Consider the following 16970-nt stretch of genomic DNA (forward strand, 5'->3'; position numbering starts at 1 on the left):
GGCTTGTAGGCAACATGCTCAGAAAAGGAAAACTTTTTTTCTTACTGGTGCTCCCCTTCCTCACTATCTCGATAGTTTCAGCCTCTCGGTCAGAGGAAACGCCCCCTGGCGTAGGACGCACTAGCCCTCCAGCTATCGGAACTAATTATTTTTCCGTTGTAAACACTTACTTTAGCCGCTTTCTTCATCAAGGAACCACACTATCGATTCTTCATACGAGCAATCAAAGATTATGGGTATCAAACTATGATGGTGTACTCAAAGCAAAAGGGAAGTCTATTCAATATCAAAATGAGCTTTTTGCTTCGACACCTGGATTTTATAAGCCTCGAATTAGGAAACTTGTTGAGGTCTGGGATCACAAAGTACTTGCGGTCACTGACTCAAATGAACCCCTAGTCTATGACGAGAAGTTAGGAGTATTCACCGCCCCCGCATGGGTAGGTTCGCTAGGCGCCCTGAATCCTCAGATCTCAGACGTGTACTTTTCCAGCGAAGCGCTGTTACTAATCGGCCTTATGAATGGTGAAGTAATGCAAGTCCATGAAGATGGACGAGTCGAACGCGCCGATAGTATCGATTTCCATAGACCTGTGACCGATTTTTACGAAGATAGTAACAACGGAATTTTTCTGGCTGCAAGTAGTGACAAGATATTCAAGGGCGACGTTGGATCGGATCATATTCAAATATATGACATCGAAATTCTATGTGGAAGGACCGCACCGGCACAGGAAGTTGCTCAAATTCCCTCAGGTGATATTTGGATTGGCACTATCGGTGGGGGACTCCTGTCCATTGACGAAAAAACCAACGAATGTCGCCAGGTAGATTCTGGAATAGATACCCAGAAGGACTTTCACAGGTCCACCATCCATGACATTACATTTGATAAAGATACGGGGCACTCTATTATTTCATCTGATCAAGGAATATTTATTTTCAAGGATGATCTGGCCGTACAGAACTTCACCACCTCCAACTCAAAACTATCGAACAACGAGGTAATCTCACTCGCCACCGACTACTCAGGTGGCTATTGGGTTGGCACCTACAACGGCATCAACCGATTGGTCCTTTCTCCATTCGAACTTTTCGATCGGCAAACCCACGATGGCCTGCACTCAGTCATTGCATTCGAATCTATAAGTGACAACAAAATACTTGTCGCGTCCTACAGCGGTCTCATGATAACCGATGTCCAATCCAGCACTTTCTCCCCTTTCAAGGATCATTTTCCAGACATTTCGATCTACGGCGAAAGAATAATGTCGGTTTTCGCTGATCAGCATGAGATCTATCTCGGCTATAGGAACTCAGGATTTGAAATACTTAGTTTAGATGAGCCTAGTTCTACACGACTTAACACTGATATTTTGGATGGTCTGGACTCCGACTCCATAAGTGCGTTTCTCAAGTTAGACTCCGACAGGATGTTGATCGGCACCTATGGCGGAGGTCTGACTATTTTCAAAAAGCCGAATTTTTCGAAGAGTATTACATCTGGCGATACACACCGAGATCTTCGTGACAATCGAGTTCTCATGCTGTTTCGATCCTCGGATGATACCATTTGGGTTGGCACCGAATCAGGCCTTCAGATATTTAATCTGGAACTGCATCAATTTCAGAATATTACTTTCGAATCAGCCCGCTTGGACAGGTCCGATCAACCAACAATCTGGAGCATGGCTGAAACCCAGGATCATATCTGGTTTGGGTCACTGCATCATGGCTTATTCAAGTTAGATAAAGATGTCCGTATACGCGAGCTTTCCACTGTGGATCTGGAGCATGTGGAGATTAGTTCTCCATTCTCTGGCAAGACAGTCTACGCAATCGAAGCCGGCAGCCAAGGAGAAGTATGGTTCTCAACAAATAGGGGCATATCTCGACTGGCAAAGGATGGAGGTCTTTTGAACTTCGGTCATACTCATGGTTTACAGGAGACTGAATTTGAGTTGGGGAGCTCATATAAGGATCTCAATGGTTTTATCTACTTCGGTGGAAACCACGGATATAATCGATTCGATCCCAACGATGTTATAGCTACGGGAAAACCTTCTAGAATCGCTCTTAACAGTATAACTTTAGATGGCGAAGATGTTATTCCCCTCCCACCCATTTCAGCCTTTGATTCGATCCTACTGAACCACACAGACCGATTCATCACTTTTGAATTCAGCGCACTGGACTTCACGGACCCGGAGAGCACCCGGTATCGACACAAACTCGTGGGATTCGACAAGGACTGGGTTGACGTAGGCAATCGAGGCTCGGCTACTTACACCAATCTCCCAGCGGGAGACTATATTTTTCGGGTACAGGCAGTCAATTCCGCTGGGATTTGGAACTATGATGGCCTGACCATCGCCCTCAGGGTGGCCCCCGCCCCATGGCTTACCTGGTGGGCTTTCTCGGCCTATTTTGTCCTGTTCCTTGGCATTGCTTCGCTGTTTCTCAAGTTTTATCGGAACTACATGCTCAAGGAGCAGCAGTTGAAGCAAGCAAATGAGATGCAACGAGTCGCCGACCGATTTGCGGATGAGCTGCAGGACCAGATCGATTTTCAGAGCAAACTCACCGACTCAATTCATTCCTACAACAAGCAATTGCTGTACTGGGCCAGGTTCTGCACGGATACAACGCTTGAGTATGAACCTGGGGCAACGGAGCTCGCTCACAAGAGGGTTCGGTTTCGGTTGGAGGTGCTCGATGTTGTGCAGGACTCTCTCTACTACCAGGGCGAGAGACTATATGCCAACCTGCATGATTGCGCGGCCAGATTGGCAAGTGCACTTTGCTCAAGTCATCCTCAGGTATGCAACCGGCTTGCCGTGGTCAATAATGTCCAGCAGGAACTTGTTCCGGCAGCGCAGGCCATACCTGTCGCTATCATCCTTGCGGAGCTGTTTGACAATTCGTTGACCCATGGGTTCGACGCAGAGCGTAGCAGCTGTTTTGTACGTTTTTCGGTGACCTTCACCGCCAACCCTGGCGCGAATAGTGATACGGTAAGCTTCATCTACCAGGACAATGGCATTGGCATACCGCCCGGGTTGGCATTCGAGTCTCCTGAGTCAGCCGGGTTCGCCATAATCAAGCGTGCAGGCGAGGAACTGGGTTGTGAACTCGCAATAGGGAGGGAGGATCGCAGCATGGTTACCGCCAGCTTCCACCTGCCCTGGTCTTGAGCGAGATTGCTTACTTCCCCTGAAACCGGGGTACTCGCTTTTCCCGCTTGGCCGCAAAACCCTCCTGCAGGTCTGCCGACTCCAGACACAGCTGCGACAGGGCCTGCGCCTGATCGCGCTCAATATCCCCGGAGGCTGCCTGCTGGATAATCTGTTTCATGGCGCGAACAGCCAGAGGGGCCAGGCTGGATATCTGCAGCGCGAGGGTCTCTGCGGCCTTGTCCAGCGCCGCGGGTTGCACAAGGTGATCGAGGAAACCCAGCTCCAACAGGGTCTCCGCTTCCATTTCCTCAGCGGCCAGCAGCATGCGCTTCGCGGCGCTGACGCCAAGGCGTTCCACGAAACGGTTTATGCCGCTTATGGGGTAACACAGACCGATGGCAGCGGCGGGAACACGTAGCTTGCTGCCTGCGATGCCTATCCTGAAGTCGCAGCTGAGTGCCAGTTCGACGCCGCCGCCGTAGACGTTGCCATTGATTGCACAGATCGTGGGTATGGCCAGATGGGCCACCATGTCTGTGGTTTCCTGGAAAGTATCGCCGGAGAGATTACCGCTGCCGAGTTGCTGGAGTGACGCCCCGGCGCAAAAGGTCTTGTCGCCCCAGCCGGTAATGATCAGAACACGCACCTGGTCGTCAGATTGCACTGTCGCCAAGTGGCTCTGAATGGCCGCCAACTGCTCCTGGCCCAGCGCGTTGTGCTGGCTCGGATTATTCAGAACCAGGCGACCGATATGCCCGGTACGTTCATAAAGTATTGTCTCGTTCATCCGCCGGATTCTGGCACAGCCTGCCGGTTTACGCCACAGCGAAAGCCAGGCCGCTTCGGCGGTGGACAAGCTCTGGCCCCGGGCTGATACTGGGCTTTACGCTGCGGATGTAAAGGACGACACAGCAATGCCGGAACGTTGTGGCTGGTGTGGGTCGGACCCCCTCTATGTTGAATACCATGATTCTGAATGGGGCGTGCCGGTACATGATGATAAAACCCTGTTCGAGTTCCTGCTTCTGGAGGGAGCCCAGGCGGGGCTTGCCTGGATAACGGTACTACGCAAACGGGAGGGCTATCGAGAGGTTTTCGATGGCTTTGATGCCCAGAGGATTGCCCGCTACAGCGACCTCAAACTGGACCGTATTCTGACCGATCCCCGAATCATCAGAAACCGGCTAAAGGTCTATGGAGCAAGACAAAATGCCAGGGCCTTCCTCGACACGCAGGATAAATTTGGCTCGTTTGCCGACTATCTCTGGCGTTTCGTTGATGGCAAGCCGATACGCAATACCTGGTCGAGCATGAGCGAGGTACCTGCCAGCACACCGCTGTCGACCACCATTAGCAAGGATATGAAGCAGCGGGGGTTCACCTTTGTAGGCACAACCATTCTCTATGCGCACATGCAGGCGACCGGCATGGTCAACGACCATATAATCTCGTGTTTCCGGCATGGCGCATGCAATGAGCTCGCAGGCTTGCAAACAAGAATCTAGGGAACCCAATGGAAGGTGAGACGACACCCGCGGTCGGGAAGCGCGAGTCTGCCAGTCGCAGGGTATGGCAACTTGCCTGGCCCACGATCATTTCCAACCTGCTGTTCACGGTCGTCGGGTTCATGCACATCAAGATTGCGGCAGGGCTGGGAACGTCTGCGGTAGCAGCTGTTACCACCGGTCACCGGGTGTTCTTCCTGGTTCAGGCTATCCTGATGGGGCTCTCTGTTGCCGCCACGGCGATGGTAGCCAGGTACTGGGGGGCGGGAGAGATTGCGCGCGCGGAAATGGCCAGCTGGACGGCACTGCTGCTGGCTCTCTTGATTGCCGCGCTGCTCAGCGTTCCCGTGCTGCTGGTTCCCGACAGTATCGCCGGCCTGTTTGGGCTGGATCCGCGAACAACCATATTGGCAGCCGGGTTTATCTTCTGGCTGGGCGTTTTCAACCTGTTCTCGGCAGCCAACATGATGCTGGCGACGTCCCTGCGGGCAACCGGGGACGTTATTACACCGCTCTACTTCCTGCTGGTCAGCTCGACACTCAATGTCGGCTTTGGCTTCGCACTGGCCTTCGGCCTCGGGCCGCTGCCGGAAATGGGGGTTACCGGCGTTGCCCTGGGCGGAGGGGCTGCGGGAGCGGTGGTGACCTGCGGCTTCCTGGTCTTCTGGTGGCGCGGCAACTTTGGGCTGAAGCCAATCAGGCGCCTGAACATCGACTGGACCGGCGCCCGCCAGCTGGTCCGGATTGCCACTCCCGCAGTCACCGAGCAGGCGGTGGTCCAGCTGGCGTTTCTGGCGTTTTTTGCGATTATTGCCAACTATGGTACCACCGCTTACGCGGCCTACGGGATCGGTATCAGCCTGGTGGCGTTTCCCATTGTCATCGGCTTTGGTTTTGGTGTGGCCACCGCCACGCTGGTAGGGCAGCAACTCGGCGCCGGTCGCCCCGACCGCGCCATGGCTACCGGCTGGAGGTCTCTGCGCATGGCGCTGGTCGCCATGATAGGTCTGTCCATCATCATGGCCTGGTTTGCGGAAGAGCTGGCTACTTTCATGATCAGCGACCCCGGGGTTATTTCCCTGACCGTGGTGTTCATCTATGTGATCTGCCTGGCCATGCCGATGATGGCCTGCGACTTTGCCCTGGCCGGTGCCCTGCGCGGCGCTGGCGATACCCGCTTTCCCCTGATGGCAACATTCGTCGGCATCATCCTGGGGCGGCTTGTCCCGGCCTGGCTGTGCACCCGCCTGGGGCTTTCGGTGTACTGGATTTTCGGCGTGATGGTCCTGGATTACAGCCTGAAAGCGGTGCTGCTGGTGTATCGCTACCGCTCTCGCAAGTGGCTGGACCTTCGTTTCGAACCCGATCCCGAGCCGGCGCTGTAGACAGCGACAAAAAAAATACCTAAAGTTTGAATAATCGACTATTGAGTACGGGCAGCTGGCAATCGGGTCCGGCAGAGGCGTTACATGGGCAAGCGCAGGGATACAGAAACGGCGGGGCAGAGCTCCCCCTTCAACCGCTCTGCCCAGCATGATGCCAAACGCACGGCAATACTCTCGCAGGCAGCGCGCCTGTTCAACTCCAAGGGGTCGCGCGCCACCACCCTGCGCGATATCGCCGAAACCCTGGGCCTGACCAAGACCAGCCTTTACTACTATGTAAAAACCAAGGAAGAGCTCATCTACCAGTGCTATCTTGCTGCCCTGGGCCACCATTTGCGCTCAATGGACGAGATCGAGCAACACTATAACAGCCCTCTGGAGCGTGCACGGCAATTCTTCCTGTTGCAGTTCGAGAACTGGCTGGCTGCGCAGGAAAACCGCGGCCCGCATTTGGCAGCCCTGCTGGAGATTGCCTCGCTGCAGGGCACTCGCCGCCGAGAGGTGGAAGCGCAGTACATTGCCATGTTCAAGCGCCTGCGTGGCTACCTGCGAGCGGGGATCGAAACCGGAGAGATCCGGCCCTGCGAGACGATTGCCGCCACCCGAGCCATGCTCGGCTCCCTCGACTGGATTTTTTCCTGGCTGCACAGCCAACCGCGGGAACAGGTCACCGATACCGCCCAACAGGCCTGGGACCTGCTGGCACATGGGCTGTATTCCGGCGCTGACGAGTACCAACCAGCGACCGTGCGTCTTGACGCCGCAGCGGAAAACTATGTCCACGGTTTCGACCGCGACGAGCAAAACCGGCTCAAGCAACAGGCGTTCTACAAGACGGGATCCTGGTTTTTCAACAAGAAGGGGTTTAACGGCACCTCGCTGGACGAAATTGCAGAGCACCTGAACGTATCCAAGGGCGCGTTCTACTACCATATCCGCAACAAGGAAGACCTGTTGTTCAACTGTTATACCTATTCGCTGGATGTGACCGAGGAGATCTATCGCCAGGCCCAGCGACTGGATGGCAGCGGCTTGCACAAGATCGACCAGGTTTGCCGGCGGATATTTCATGCCCAGAATTCCGATCGGGGGCCACTGATACGCTACAGCACCATCACCGCGTTGCCGATGGCAAGGCGCAAGCAGATACTCAAGCGTACAGACTCCTCCAACCAGCACTTTGGTGAGTTCATTCGCGAGGGCATCGCCGATGGCAGTGTGCGCGATATCGAGCCCTTTATCGCCCAGCAACTCATTGCCGGTGCCATTAACGCCGCAATGGATATCAAGCTTTGGCGCCGCGTGGATGACCTCGACACCGTCGCGGTCGATTACTTCGACATCTTTTTCAACGGCCTGCAGCCGCGCTAAGAGCTTCTGCTGCCGGACCTACAGGAAACACTAGCATGGCTGACAAATTGCAAAAACTGCTGACACTGCTGGAAGTGGAGCGTATCGACAAATACCTGTTCATCGGCAATAGCCCGAGCTACCCGCCCCGGGTGTTTGGTGGCCAGGTGCTGGCGCAATCCCTCTATGCCGCCAGCAAGACCGTGGACGCCTCCCGCAACGCTCACTCGATGCACGCCTACTTCCTGCGCCCGGGTAATCCGAAGAAGCAGATAGTGTACGAGGTCGACCCGATTCGGGACGGCGGCAGCTTCACCACCCGGCGGGTGATCGCCAAGCAGGACGGTGTGCCGATATTCAGCACCTCGGTATCTTTCCAGCGTTTCGAGGACGGGCTGAGCCACCAGTTCGACATGCCTGTAGTTACGCCACCGGAAGAATTGGAAACCGACTTCGAGTACTGGGGCATGATGGCCGAGAAATACCCCGACCGGTTTACACCGCCCCTGATGCAGGCGCTGGAGCGGCGCCCGGTCAGGCGTCGGGACTATCTGAACCCGAAACCCCAGGAGCCGGAGCAGTTCATGTGGTTCCGGGTGCTGGACCCGGCACGCGAAATCGGCGATGACCCGGTCCGCCACCAGACACTTCTCGCCTTCATCTCCGACTTTGCCCTGCTCGGAGCTGCCCTGCTGCCCCACCCCTACACTGGCATGAGCCCTGAAATACAGGCAGCGAGCCTGGACCACGCGCTGTGGCTACACCGGCCCCTGCGGGTGGATGAGTACCTGCTGTATGCAATGGACAGCCCCAGCGCCCACGGCAGCCGCGGCCTCAGCCGGGGCAGCTTCTACAGCCGCAGTGGCGAGCTGGTGGCTTCAGTGGCTCAGGAGTCCCTGTTGCGCAAGAAGAAGCCTGTCAGCGATAGCTGACAAGCTGTTCACCCGCCTGGCCGCCTAGCACCTGCAGAAAGGAGCGGTCGTTGAAGTAGGACAGGGACACCTTGTCTCCGCTGTAGAAAAGCTGGGTAACCGAGCAGTTGAAGATCGGCTCGTAGAACTTGTAGGCATGCTCTCCGCTCAGGCCCAGCACCTGGCTGACGATGGTGGCGATGGTTCCCCCGGAGGTGAAGACACCGACCGTCTTGCCGGAACCCTGTGCCGCCATGATATCGCGCAGCGCCGCATGCACCGCCCCCGAGTATTCAGCCCAGCTCTGGATGCGCGGCTCGTCACAGGCCGGTGACACCCAGTGGGTGAACACCGCTTCGATCACTTTCTGATAGTCCTTGCTTGAACTCAGGCCCTTGTCCACCAGCGCCTTGATCTGTGGATTTGCCGTTGCCACCACCGGCACCAGGTGTTTGATCTGCTCATCATTGCGCACTTCGTCAAAACGCTGGTCAATATGATGCGGCACTTCCCGCGGCTGGCTGGCCAGCGCCAGCGCAGCAGTCTCCCGCTGCCGCAGCAAGCCGCCGCTATAGGCCGCATCGAGCTGGATACCCTGATCGCGCAGGTAATGGCCGAGCACTTCTGCCTGGCGACAACCGAGCTCCGATAGCTTGTCGTAGTCGTCGGCCCCGAAGGACGCCTGGCCGTGCCGGAAGAGATACAGTGTTGCCATTAGACTGCTGCTGCCTGTTGCCTGGGAGTACGGTTGAACCGGAACTTGCGTCGGTAGGGGAAAAAGTCTTCGATGTAGCCCTGGCGTATCCGGTCCTGGAGGCCCTGCCAGAACGACGCCTCGTAGATGTCGCTGTGCATGGCGTCAAACACCTTGCGCGCGCGCTGGTTGCCGGAGAAGAAGAGCCGGAACTCCTCGGGAAAAATGTCATTGGGGCCCACGTTGTACCAGGGCTGGCTGGCCAACTCTTCCGCCTCGGTCCGGGGCGCGGGTATCTCGCGGAAGTTGCAGTCCATCAACGGCACGATCTCGTCGTAGTCGTAGAACACGACGCGACCGTGGCGGGTAACCCCGAAGTTCTTCAGCAACATGTCGCCCGGGAAGATATTGGCGGCGGCCAACTGCTTGATGGCGTTGCCATACTCGTCCATGACCGCTGCCACCTGCTCCTCGGTAGCATCCTGCAGGTACAGGTTCAGCGGCGTCATCCGGCGCTCGACATACACGTGCTTGATCACCAGCGCCTTGCCATGCTCCTCGATCAGCGATGGCGCGACCTTGTGCAGTTCCTCCATCAACTCGTCCGAAAAGCGCTCGCGGGCGAAGGCCAGATTGGTAAATTCCTGGGTGTCAGCCATCCGTCCTGCGCGATCCCAGCGCTTCACCAGCCGGTACTTCTCCTTCACCTGCTCCCGGGTCATTTCCTTGGGCGGTGTGAACCGGTCCTTGATGATCTTGAACACAAAGTCATAGGACGGCAGCGTGAACACGCTCATGACCATGCCCTTGATTCCCGGGGCAATAATGAACTTGTCACTGGTACTCTTCATGTGCCGGAAGGCGCAGCGGTAGTAGTAGGTCTTGCCGTGCTTGTTATAGCCCATGGAGCTGTAGAGTTCGGAAATCGGCTTGGCGGGCATCAGTTGCTGCAGGAACAATACGTACTGGGATGGAACGGTGGCGTCCACCATGAAATAGGCGCGGGTAAAGCTGAAGATTACGCTCATCTTGTCGGCGCCGAACAAAATGGTGTCGACGTACACTTCGCCGTTGCCACTGTGCAGGACAGGAATCACGATCGGCATGGAATCCGGCCCGGAAACAATGCGGCCGACAATGTAGGCACCCTTGTTGCGGAAAAAGTGTGGCTCCAGGGTCTGGATCTCCACCCCGGGCCGGTTCAGGTCGATACGTGGCGCCAGATAGTGGTTGATGGCCTCGACAATACTGGCGATATCGCGTTCCAGGTCTTCCCAGGGCAGGGAGAACCCGTAGTCCTGCAGCACCTCCCGCAGGGGTGTATCGAAGCCGTCCGCACAGGCATAGGAACGATAGACCTTGCTCACATCCGGAGCCGGCATGTCGCCCTGGGGTGAAAACACGAAGGCGTATTCGTCGCGTATCTTGAGGTGCTTGAACACGCCGCAGTAAACGGAGTTGAAGAAGGTCTCGGCGATCTCGAAGTTGTTGTGGCCGCGGACCAACGCCGCGTAGCTTGCACGTGCCTGCCGCCAGAACTGCAAGCTGTGCAATTGCTCTCCGGCGATCAGTTCCACGTACTGCAGGACCCGGGTCGTGGATTCCTTGTAGAGATCGATCCGCTGGATGGACGCCGCATGCATGCCTTGCCAGTCCTGCGCCTCGAACCGCGCACGCGCGGCCAGGGTGATGTTCTGGAACTCGGCAAAGTAGGCCTCGAAACCGTTGAGGATGGTGCGCGCGAAACGCTCCTCCTGGCCGCGACTGTAGGTCATGCGACTGGTCCGTGCAGTATCACAGGTTGGGATTGCCGAAACGGCGCCGCAGTTTGCGCATGCCGCCCAGCCAACGATCATAGTCCGCTGCCTTGTGCGCCCGGTAGTCCGCCACCTGCGCGTGTGGCAGGATCAGGAATCGCTCTGCAGCCAGGCCATCAATGACCGCATCCGCCACCTGCTCCGGTGTCAGGATGCCATCGACACCGGCGGTGCCTCCCTCCTCCACGCTGCCAATCATCTGTGTCGCCACCGCTTGCGGGCACAGTACTGCAACCTTTATCCCGTCATCCCCATGGGTAATGGCCAGCGCCTCGGCAAAGCCAATCGCCGCATGTTTGGTGGTCGAATAGGCGGCGTCCCCAACCTGATTCAGCAGGCCCGCGGCCGAGACCGTGTTGAGGAAAAAGCCCTCACCACGCTCAAGCATGCCGGGCAGGCAGGCGCGAGCAGCGTAGACGTGCGCCATCACATGAATTTCCCACATGGCCTGCCAGGTGCTGTTGGGGGCGGAGGTTGCCCACCAGGGCTCTCCGTCGCCCGCAACGATGCCGGCATTGCTGCAAAACAGGTCGATGCGGCCATGGCGGGCGATCACTGCATCGACCATGGCCTTGATGGCCTCTTCATCGCGGACATTGACCTCGAAGGCATCACCGGCAACCGCTGCGGCCACTGCCTCCGCGTCGGCGCGATCAAGATCGACCACGACAACTTTCTCCGCGCCCTCCCGGTGGAAGCGTTCGCACAGAGCCTTGCCGATGCCGTTGCCGCCACCGGTGACAACCACGATCCGCCCCTGCACCTGCATCAGAGCATTTCCCTGGCAAACAGCTCCAGCACGGCGGGATCATGTACTCCCAGTAGCATGGTACCAACCTCGCCCCGCTTGCCGGCGGCTTTCCAGTCGGCCAGGCGCTCAATGACCCGTTCGCGGGGACCGACCAGCGCTACCTCGTCGAGCAGTTGATTCGGCACCAGCGCTTCTGCCTCGGCCTTCTTGCCTGACAGGTAGAGGTCCTGGATGCGCTCGGCGACGTCGCCGTAGCCAGCGCGAGTAGCGTAGTCGTTGTAGAAGTTCTTGTTCTTGGCGCCCATGCCGCCGATGTACAGGGCCAGCCAGGGCCGCAGGGAATCGTAGGCCGCGTCCAGATCATCATTGACTGCCACTGAGACAAAAGGCGCGATATCGAAGTCGGCCAGGCTCTTGCCGTTGCCTGCGATGTCCAGGCCTTTCTGGATATGCTCGCCGAGGATGCTGAACTTGTTCGGGTCCATCCATACCGGGAACACGCCATCCGCCACTTCCCCGGCACAGCGCAGGCCCGCCGGGGTGATGGACGCAGTGTAGATGGGTATGTCGGGGTTGCCCGCGAGAATCGATTTCAGCGGCTTGCCGAGGCCGGTGGTGCCGGCGCCGGTATTGGGCAGCTGGTACATTTCACCCTGGAATTCCACCGGGCCTTCCCGCGCCATGATCTTGCGCATGATCTGGATGTACTCGCGGGTGCGGGTGACCGGCTTGCCATAGGGCACCCCGTGCCAGCCCTCCACGACCTGCGGGCCGGACGCACCCAGGCCGACGATGAAACGGCCGCCGGACAACTGATCCAGGGACATCGCGGTCATCGCGCACATGGCCGGTGAGCGCGCGGGCATCTGCATGATGGCGGTGCCGACGCGGATCTTTTCGGTCTGGGCGAGTACCCAGGCGGCCGCGGTCACGGCGTCGTTGCCGTAGGCCTCGGCCGTCCACACCGAGTCATAGCCCATCGATTCCGCCTGGCGGATAAGGTCGATGGGAATGTCGATTTGCTTGCCGGAATAGCCCAGCAGAATGCCCAGTTTCATAGCGTTGGCTCCCGTTTATTGATCATGCACTGTAGCGCAGCTGGTTGAATTGTGCCTGATGATAATCGCCGTTGCCAAAAGTGGCATTGATCATCATCAAGCGCTTGGCGTAGTGACCGATATCCAGCTCATCGGTGAGGCCCATGCCGCCGTGCAGCTGGATTGCCTCGCCAAAGATCTTCCTTGCGTTGCGGTCCACCATCACCTGCAGCGCATGCACGCAGGCAGCGACGTCATCACCGCCACCGTCCAGTTCACACACGGCGCGATAGAGCATGGACTTGGTCTGCTCGTAGGCCATGAAGGTATCTACCATCCGGTGCTGCAGGGCCTGGAAGCTGCCGATGGCAACCCCGAATTGCTTGCGGGTCTTGGTGTACTCGAGGGTCTTGGCGTTGAGCTGCCCCATGATCCCGAGCGCCTCCGCGGCCAGGCCAATAGTGGCGGCGGTGACCACTTCGTTCATCAGGGCATAACCTTCGTGCTGCTCCCCGACCACGTCGGCGGCGGGCACCTGGACATCCTTGAACACGATATTGGCGACCAGCTGGCCATCCATCAGCCGGTAGCTGCTGCGCTCGATGCCGGCGGCGTCGGCCGGGACCAGCAGCAGGGTAATGCCATCGCTGTCACTCTGTTCGCCGCGGGTGCGGGCCGAGACAATCAGTTGGTCGGCGCTGGCGCCGTTGAACACCACGACCTTCTCGCCATTGAGCACCAGGGTATCGCCCTGGGCGCTGGCCGTGGTCTTGATATCCGCCAGCTCATAGCGGCTCTGGCGCTCCAGGTAGGCAAAGGCACCCAGGCAACCACCCTCGATAATGCGCGGGATCAACTCGGCTTGCTGTTCCACCGTTCCGCCTCGCTGCAGCAGGCCGCCAAACAGGAGTACCGTGGCCAGGTAGGGCTCCAGCACCAGGCCCTTGCCGAACTCCTCCATCATTACCATGCTATCGACCGGGTTGCCGCCGAAACCGCCGTGCTCCTCGGCAAAAGGCACCGACAGCCAGCCCAGTTCGGCGAAGGTCTGCCAGTTGGCGCGACTCATGGCCTCATCGGAGGCCGCGATCTTGCGGCGGGTATCGAAATCGTAGCTGTCCTGGACAAACCGCGCGACGCTGTCCCGCAGCATCCCCTGTTCTTCGGTAAACTCAAAATTCATCTCTGTTGCCTCTCGAATGCGGGATTACAGGCCGAGCACGGCCTTGGCGATAATGTTTTTCTGGACCTCGTTGGAGCCTCCATAAATGGTGGCAGCGCGGCCGTACATGTAGCTCTGCCGAGCCTGGGAACCGAAGTCATGGCCCAGCTGTTCAGGAGTGAGGTCGTTGGGCAATACGCCCTGGTAATAGGCCGCCACGTCCATGCGCAACTCCTGCACCGCCTGCTGCATCTCGGTACCCTTGATCTTGAGCAGCGAGGATTCCGCACCCGGGGCACCGCCCGAGGCAACGGTGGCCAACACCCGCAACTCGGTGAATTCCAGCGCCATCAGCTCGATTTCGATATCAGACAGGCGCTTCTGGAACAGCGGGTCACTCAGCAGCGACTTGCCACCGTTGACTTCGCGGGCAGCGAACTCCCTGGTCTGTGCCAGGTTACGCTTGCTGTCGGCAACGCCGGCGATAGCCGTGCGTTCGTGGGCCAGCAGGGCCTTGGCGTAGGTCCAGCCCTTGTCCTGTTCGCCGATCAGGTTGGCCACTGGCACACGCACCTCGTTGAACTCCACCTCGTTGAGACTGTGGTGGTTGTCGATGGAGACAATGGGGTTGACCTTGATTCCGGGCGACTTCATGTCGATCAGCAGGAAACTGATACCTTCCTGCTTCTTGCCCTCGCTGTTGGTGCGCACCAGACAGAAGATCCAGTCCGCATACTGGGCGTAGCTGGTCCAGATCTTGGCGCCGGTCACCACGTACTCGTCGCCTTCGCGCACCGCCCTGGTCTTCAGTGCCGCCAGGTCGGAACCGGCACCCGGCTCGGAGTAGCCCTGGCACCACCAGTCATCGCTCTGCAGGATACGGGGCAGAAAGCGCTGCTTCTGCTCCTCATTGCCAAAAGCGTAGATGACCGGGCCCACCATGTTGAGGCCGAAAGGGATGACGTCGCGGATGCCCGCGGCACTGCGTTCCGTCTCGTAGATGAACTTCTGGGTAGCATTCCAGCCGGTACCGCCGTATTCCTTCGGCCAGCCCGGAGCGATCCAGCCCTGCTTGTAGAGTCGCTTCTGCCAGTCGATGACGGCGTCCTTGAAAGTGTCAAGGTTGTTCAGGCGTGCCTGCAGCTCGGCATCATAGGCCTCGGCAAAAAACGCCCGCACTTCATCGCGAAACGCGAGATCTTCAGGAGCAAAACTTGTATCCACGTCAACACCTCTTCTGTTGTCGAAAAGCGGCCGGGGCCGCCGATAACTACTGCTGCCGAAACAGCGCCAGGAATCGCAGTAACGTACCCTTGTCCGCCAGACCGCCGGATACCTGGAGCGTGCCGTCCGCCAGCGCCAGGGGAAACCCGCGCTGGCCGCTGACCAGGTCCAGCCAGTCAGTGGCCGTCACTGTCACTACCAGGCTGTCGTCGTCGGGCACCGCAGGCAGCGCCTCAATGGCGGCGACCTGGTTGCGCACATGAATGGCATACTGTGCTCCCTGGTCGGGGAAAACAAACACCACCCGCTGATCCATACCGACACTGCGAGCAGGGTCCAGGCTCACCGCCATGGTTCGCAGCACTCCCGCAATGGGAAAACCACGGGCAAATTCCACCCGCTCCGCCGTGAGCGGCGAGGGTGCCACCGTCACCCTGCCTTCCAGCTCCAGCGCCTCGGTCAGGTACCAGTTGCGGGCATTCGGGTTTGGCGTGCCACTGGCAAGGATACGCAGCGCCTGCGCTTTCAGGTCAGCGGCAACCGCGACAGAATCGGGGTTCGCCGTCAACACCAGGTCCGCCAGCTCCGCCGCCCACTGGGGATCCTGCGGCAACCGGGCCTCGGCCTCCGCCAGCACCGCCGCCTCGCCGCCCGCCAGGTCCAGCAGCCTGCTGGCGCGGGTCGCGGCCGGCGTCGGGAACAGATTGCTGCTGTTGCCGTCGTACCAGCCCAGGTAACCGGAATAGATCGCCCGCACCGACCAGGGCACAGTGCCATAGAAGGGCTGCAGCCAGGGGTGTGTGGCCAGTTCGGACGGCAGTTCAATACTGGCCGCCAGGGTCAGCGCATCCAGACCCTGGTTGATACCGCGCACGGTCTGGTCGTGCACATACTGGATGGCATCGCTGTACACTCGCAGGATCTCGTCAATCTCCGCGGCACCCGCTACCGGGCGGGTGTGGCTGGGCAACAGATACTCGGCGCCCAGGTCACGCATGCTGCGCACGCTCCGGGCCCACTGCATGACGTCGCGATAGCGGGTACCGCGGATGGTATAGAGATTGGGGAAGGCCTTGTAGACGTTGTCGCCCGGTAACAGCACCTTCTCCTCCGGCAGCCACACCAGGATCTGGTCATCGGTCTCCCCCGGCGCATGCCGCAGCACCAGCGTGCGGCCGGCGATGGTCACTTCGAGCCGGTCCTGAAAGGTATGGGTGGGTTGCAGCAGGCCGAAAAGATCCGTATCCACCCCCGGCGTATGGGCCAGCGCCGGGCCGATACCGTCGTTGACAATGGTTTCTCCACCGGCGGCCAGGTAGTTGCCGAACATGCGGAAAGAACGGGTCTCAATGACCGGGCGCAGTACATTCATGATGCGCTCGATGTGGGACCAGGTGGTTGCGTGAGCATAGACCGGCACATCCCGCCCCTGGGCAAAGGCGGCGGCACCAAAAATGTGATCTGTGTGGTTGTGGGTATAGATGATGGCGGCGACAGGCTTGTCGGTTATGCGGTCAAACTCTGCCTTGATCGCCCGCGCCGCGGCCAGGGATTCCGTGGTATCCACGATGATGACGCCGTCATCACCCTCGATCAGGATGACATTGGCAAGCGCGTAGCCGATCGCCACGTGGATTCCCGGCACTACCTCGACAATATCCCTGCTGAACTCGGCGGAATGTGTAGCCAGTGCCTCGCTGGCTGCAACCGGGGGCGGCGCGGGTGGCGACTGGTCGCCCCCGCAGGCGGACAGGACCACGCCGCAGAGCAGCGCCAGCATGCGCGCGGCAGACCGCCTGGTGCCTGTAACAAGTGCCTTCGCCATGCCGGTTTTGACCTTCGGGTATGTTTTTCATCGCCGGGGCATGTACCTTAACGATTCCGGCAGCGCAAAACAAGAACCCCGCGGCACCAACCCCGCCTATACTGCAGATTGACAACACCTCCCCAAGCCGATG

The 16970-nt window shown here is 58.7% G+C and carries 13 protein-coding genes; 5 read left to right on the forward strand and 8 right to left on the reverse strand.

Annotated elements, in window-relative coordinates; all coding sequences use genetic code 11:
- The first annotated feature begins 14 nt into the window (after positions 1 to 14).
- A complete protein-coding gene (locus RLO07_RS18755) occupies positions 15 to 3194 on the forward strand; it encodes a ligand-binding sensor domain-containing protein (protein ID WP_462293677.1) in 3180 nt (1059 codons plus the stop codon).
- 10 nt (positions 3195 to 3204) lie between these two features.
- Here the strand turns inward: RLO07_RS18755 and RLO07_RS18760 are convergent, their stop codons facing one another.
- Positions 3205 to 3963 (reverse strand): enoyl-CoA hydratase/isomerase family protein, encoded by a 759-nt coding sequence (locus RLO07_RS18760; protein ID WP_462293678.1) that lies wholly within the window; start codon positions 3961 to 3963, stop codon positions 3205 to 3207.
- A gap of 127 nt (positions 3964 to 4090) precedes the next feature.
- On the opposite strand from RLO07_RS18760, the gene RLO07_RS18765 reads away from it, so the two are divergent.
- From RLO07_RS18765 to RLO07_RS18780, 4 genes are all read left to right on the forward strand, one after another.
- Positions 4091 to 4681: a DNA-3-methyladenine glycosylase I gene (locus RLO07_RS18765; protein ID WP_462293679.1), complete on the forward strand. Its 591-nt coding sequence runs from the start codon at positions 4091 to 4093 to the stop codon at positions 4679 to 4681.
- Positions 4682 to 4689: 8 nt separating this feature from the next.
- Complete coding sequence (locus RLO07_RS18770) at positions 4690 to 6066, forward strand: MATE family efflux transporter (protein WP_462293680.1); 1377 nt, start codon at positions 4690 to 4692, stop codon at positions 6064 to 6066.
- Positions 6067 to 6150: 84 nt separating this feature from the next.
- Positions 6151 to 7437 (forward strand): TetR/AcrR family transcriptional regulator, encoded by a 1287-nt coding sequence (locus RLO07_RS18775; protein ID WP_462293681.1) that lies wholly within the window; start codon positions 6151 to 6153, stop codon positions 7435 to 7437.
- Positions 7438 to 7472: 35 nt separating this feature from the next.
- Positions 7473 to 8348, forward strand: a complete 876-nt coding sequence (locus RLO07_RS18780; RefSeq protein WP_462293682.1) for an acyl-CoA thioesterase — start codon at positions 7473 to 7475, stop codon at positions 8346 to 8348.
- Here the strand turns inward: RLO07_RS18780 and RLO07_RS18785 are convergent.
- From RLO07_RS18785 to RLO07_RS18815, 7 genes are read right to left on the reverse strand one after another with little or no spacing between them, the layout of a single operon-like run.
- Positions 8335 to 9042, reverse strand: a complete 708-nt coding sequence (locus tag RLO07_RS18785; RefSeq protein WP_462293683.1) for a histidine phosphatase family protein — start codon at positions 9040 to 9042, stop codon at positions 8335 to 8337. The genes RLO07_RS18780 and RLO07_RS18785 overlap by 14 nt on opposite strands.
- On the reverse strand, positions 9042 to 10796 hold the full coding sequence (gene aceK / locus RLO07_RS18790) for a bifunctional isocitrate dehydrogenase kinase/phosphatase (protein ID WP_462293684.1): 1755 nt from the start codon (positions 10794 to 10796) through the stop codon (positions 9042 to 9044). The genes RLO07_RS18785 and aceK overlap by 1 nt, the downstream gene beginning before the upstream one ends.
- Before the next feature lie 19 nt (positions 10797 to 10815).
- Positions 10816 to 11607: an SDR family oxidoreductase gene (locus RLO07_RS18795; protein ID WP_462293685.1), complete on the reverse strand. Its 792-nt coding sequence runs from the start codon at positions 11605 to 11607 to the stop codon at positions 10816 to 10818.
- Entirely contained in the window at positions 11607 to 12647 is a 1041-nt protein-coding gene (locus RLO07_RS18800; RefSeq protein ID WP_462293686.1) for an LLM class F420-dependent oxidoreductase, read from the reverse strand. The genes RLO07_RS18795 and RLO07_RS18800 overlap by 1 nt, the downstream gene beginning before the upstream one ends.
- Positions 12648 to 12669: 22 nt before the next feature.
- A complete protein-coding gene (locus tag RLO07_RS18805; protein WP_462293687.1) occupies positions 12670 to 13809 on the reverse strand; it encodes an acyl-CoA dehydrogenase family protein in 1140 nt (379 codons plus the stop codon).
- 24 nt (positions 13810 to 13833) lie between these two features.
- Entirely contained in the window at positions 13834 to 15012 is a 1179-nt protein-coding gene (locus RLO07_RS18810; protein WP_462293688.1) for an acyl-CoA dehydrogenase family protein, read from the reverse strand.
- Positions 15013 to 15058: 46 nt separating this feature from the next.
- A complete protein-coding gene (locus RLO07_RS18815; protein WP_462293689.1) occupies positions 15059 to 16837 on the reverse strand; it encodes an alkyl sulfatase dimerization domain-containing protein in 1779 nt (592 codons plus the stop codon).
- Positions 16838 to 16970 lie beyond the last annotated feature (133 nt).

Source organism: Haliea sp., from assembly GCF_040221975.1.
Classification (GTDB): Bacteria; Pseudomonadota; Gammaproteobacteria; order Pseudomonadales; family Halieaceae; genus Haliea.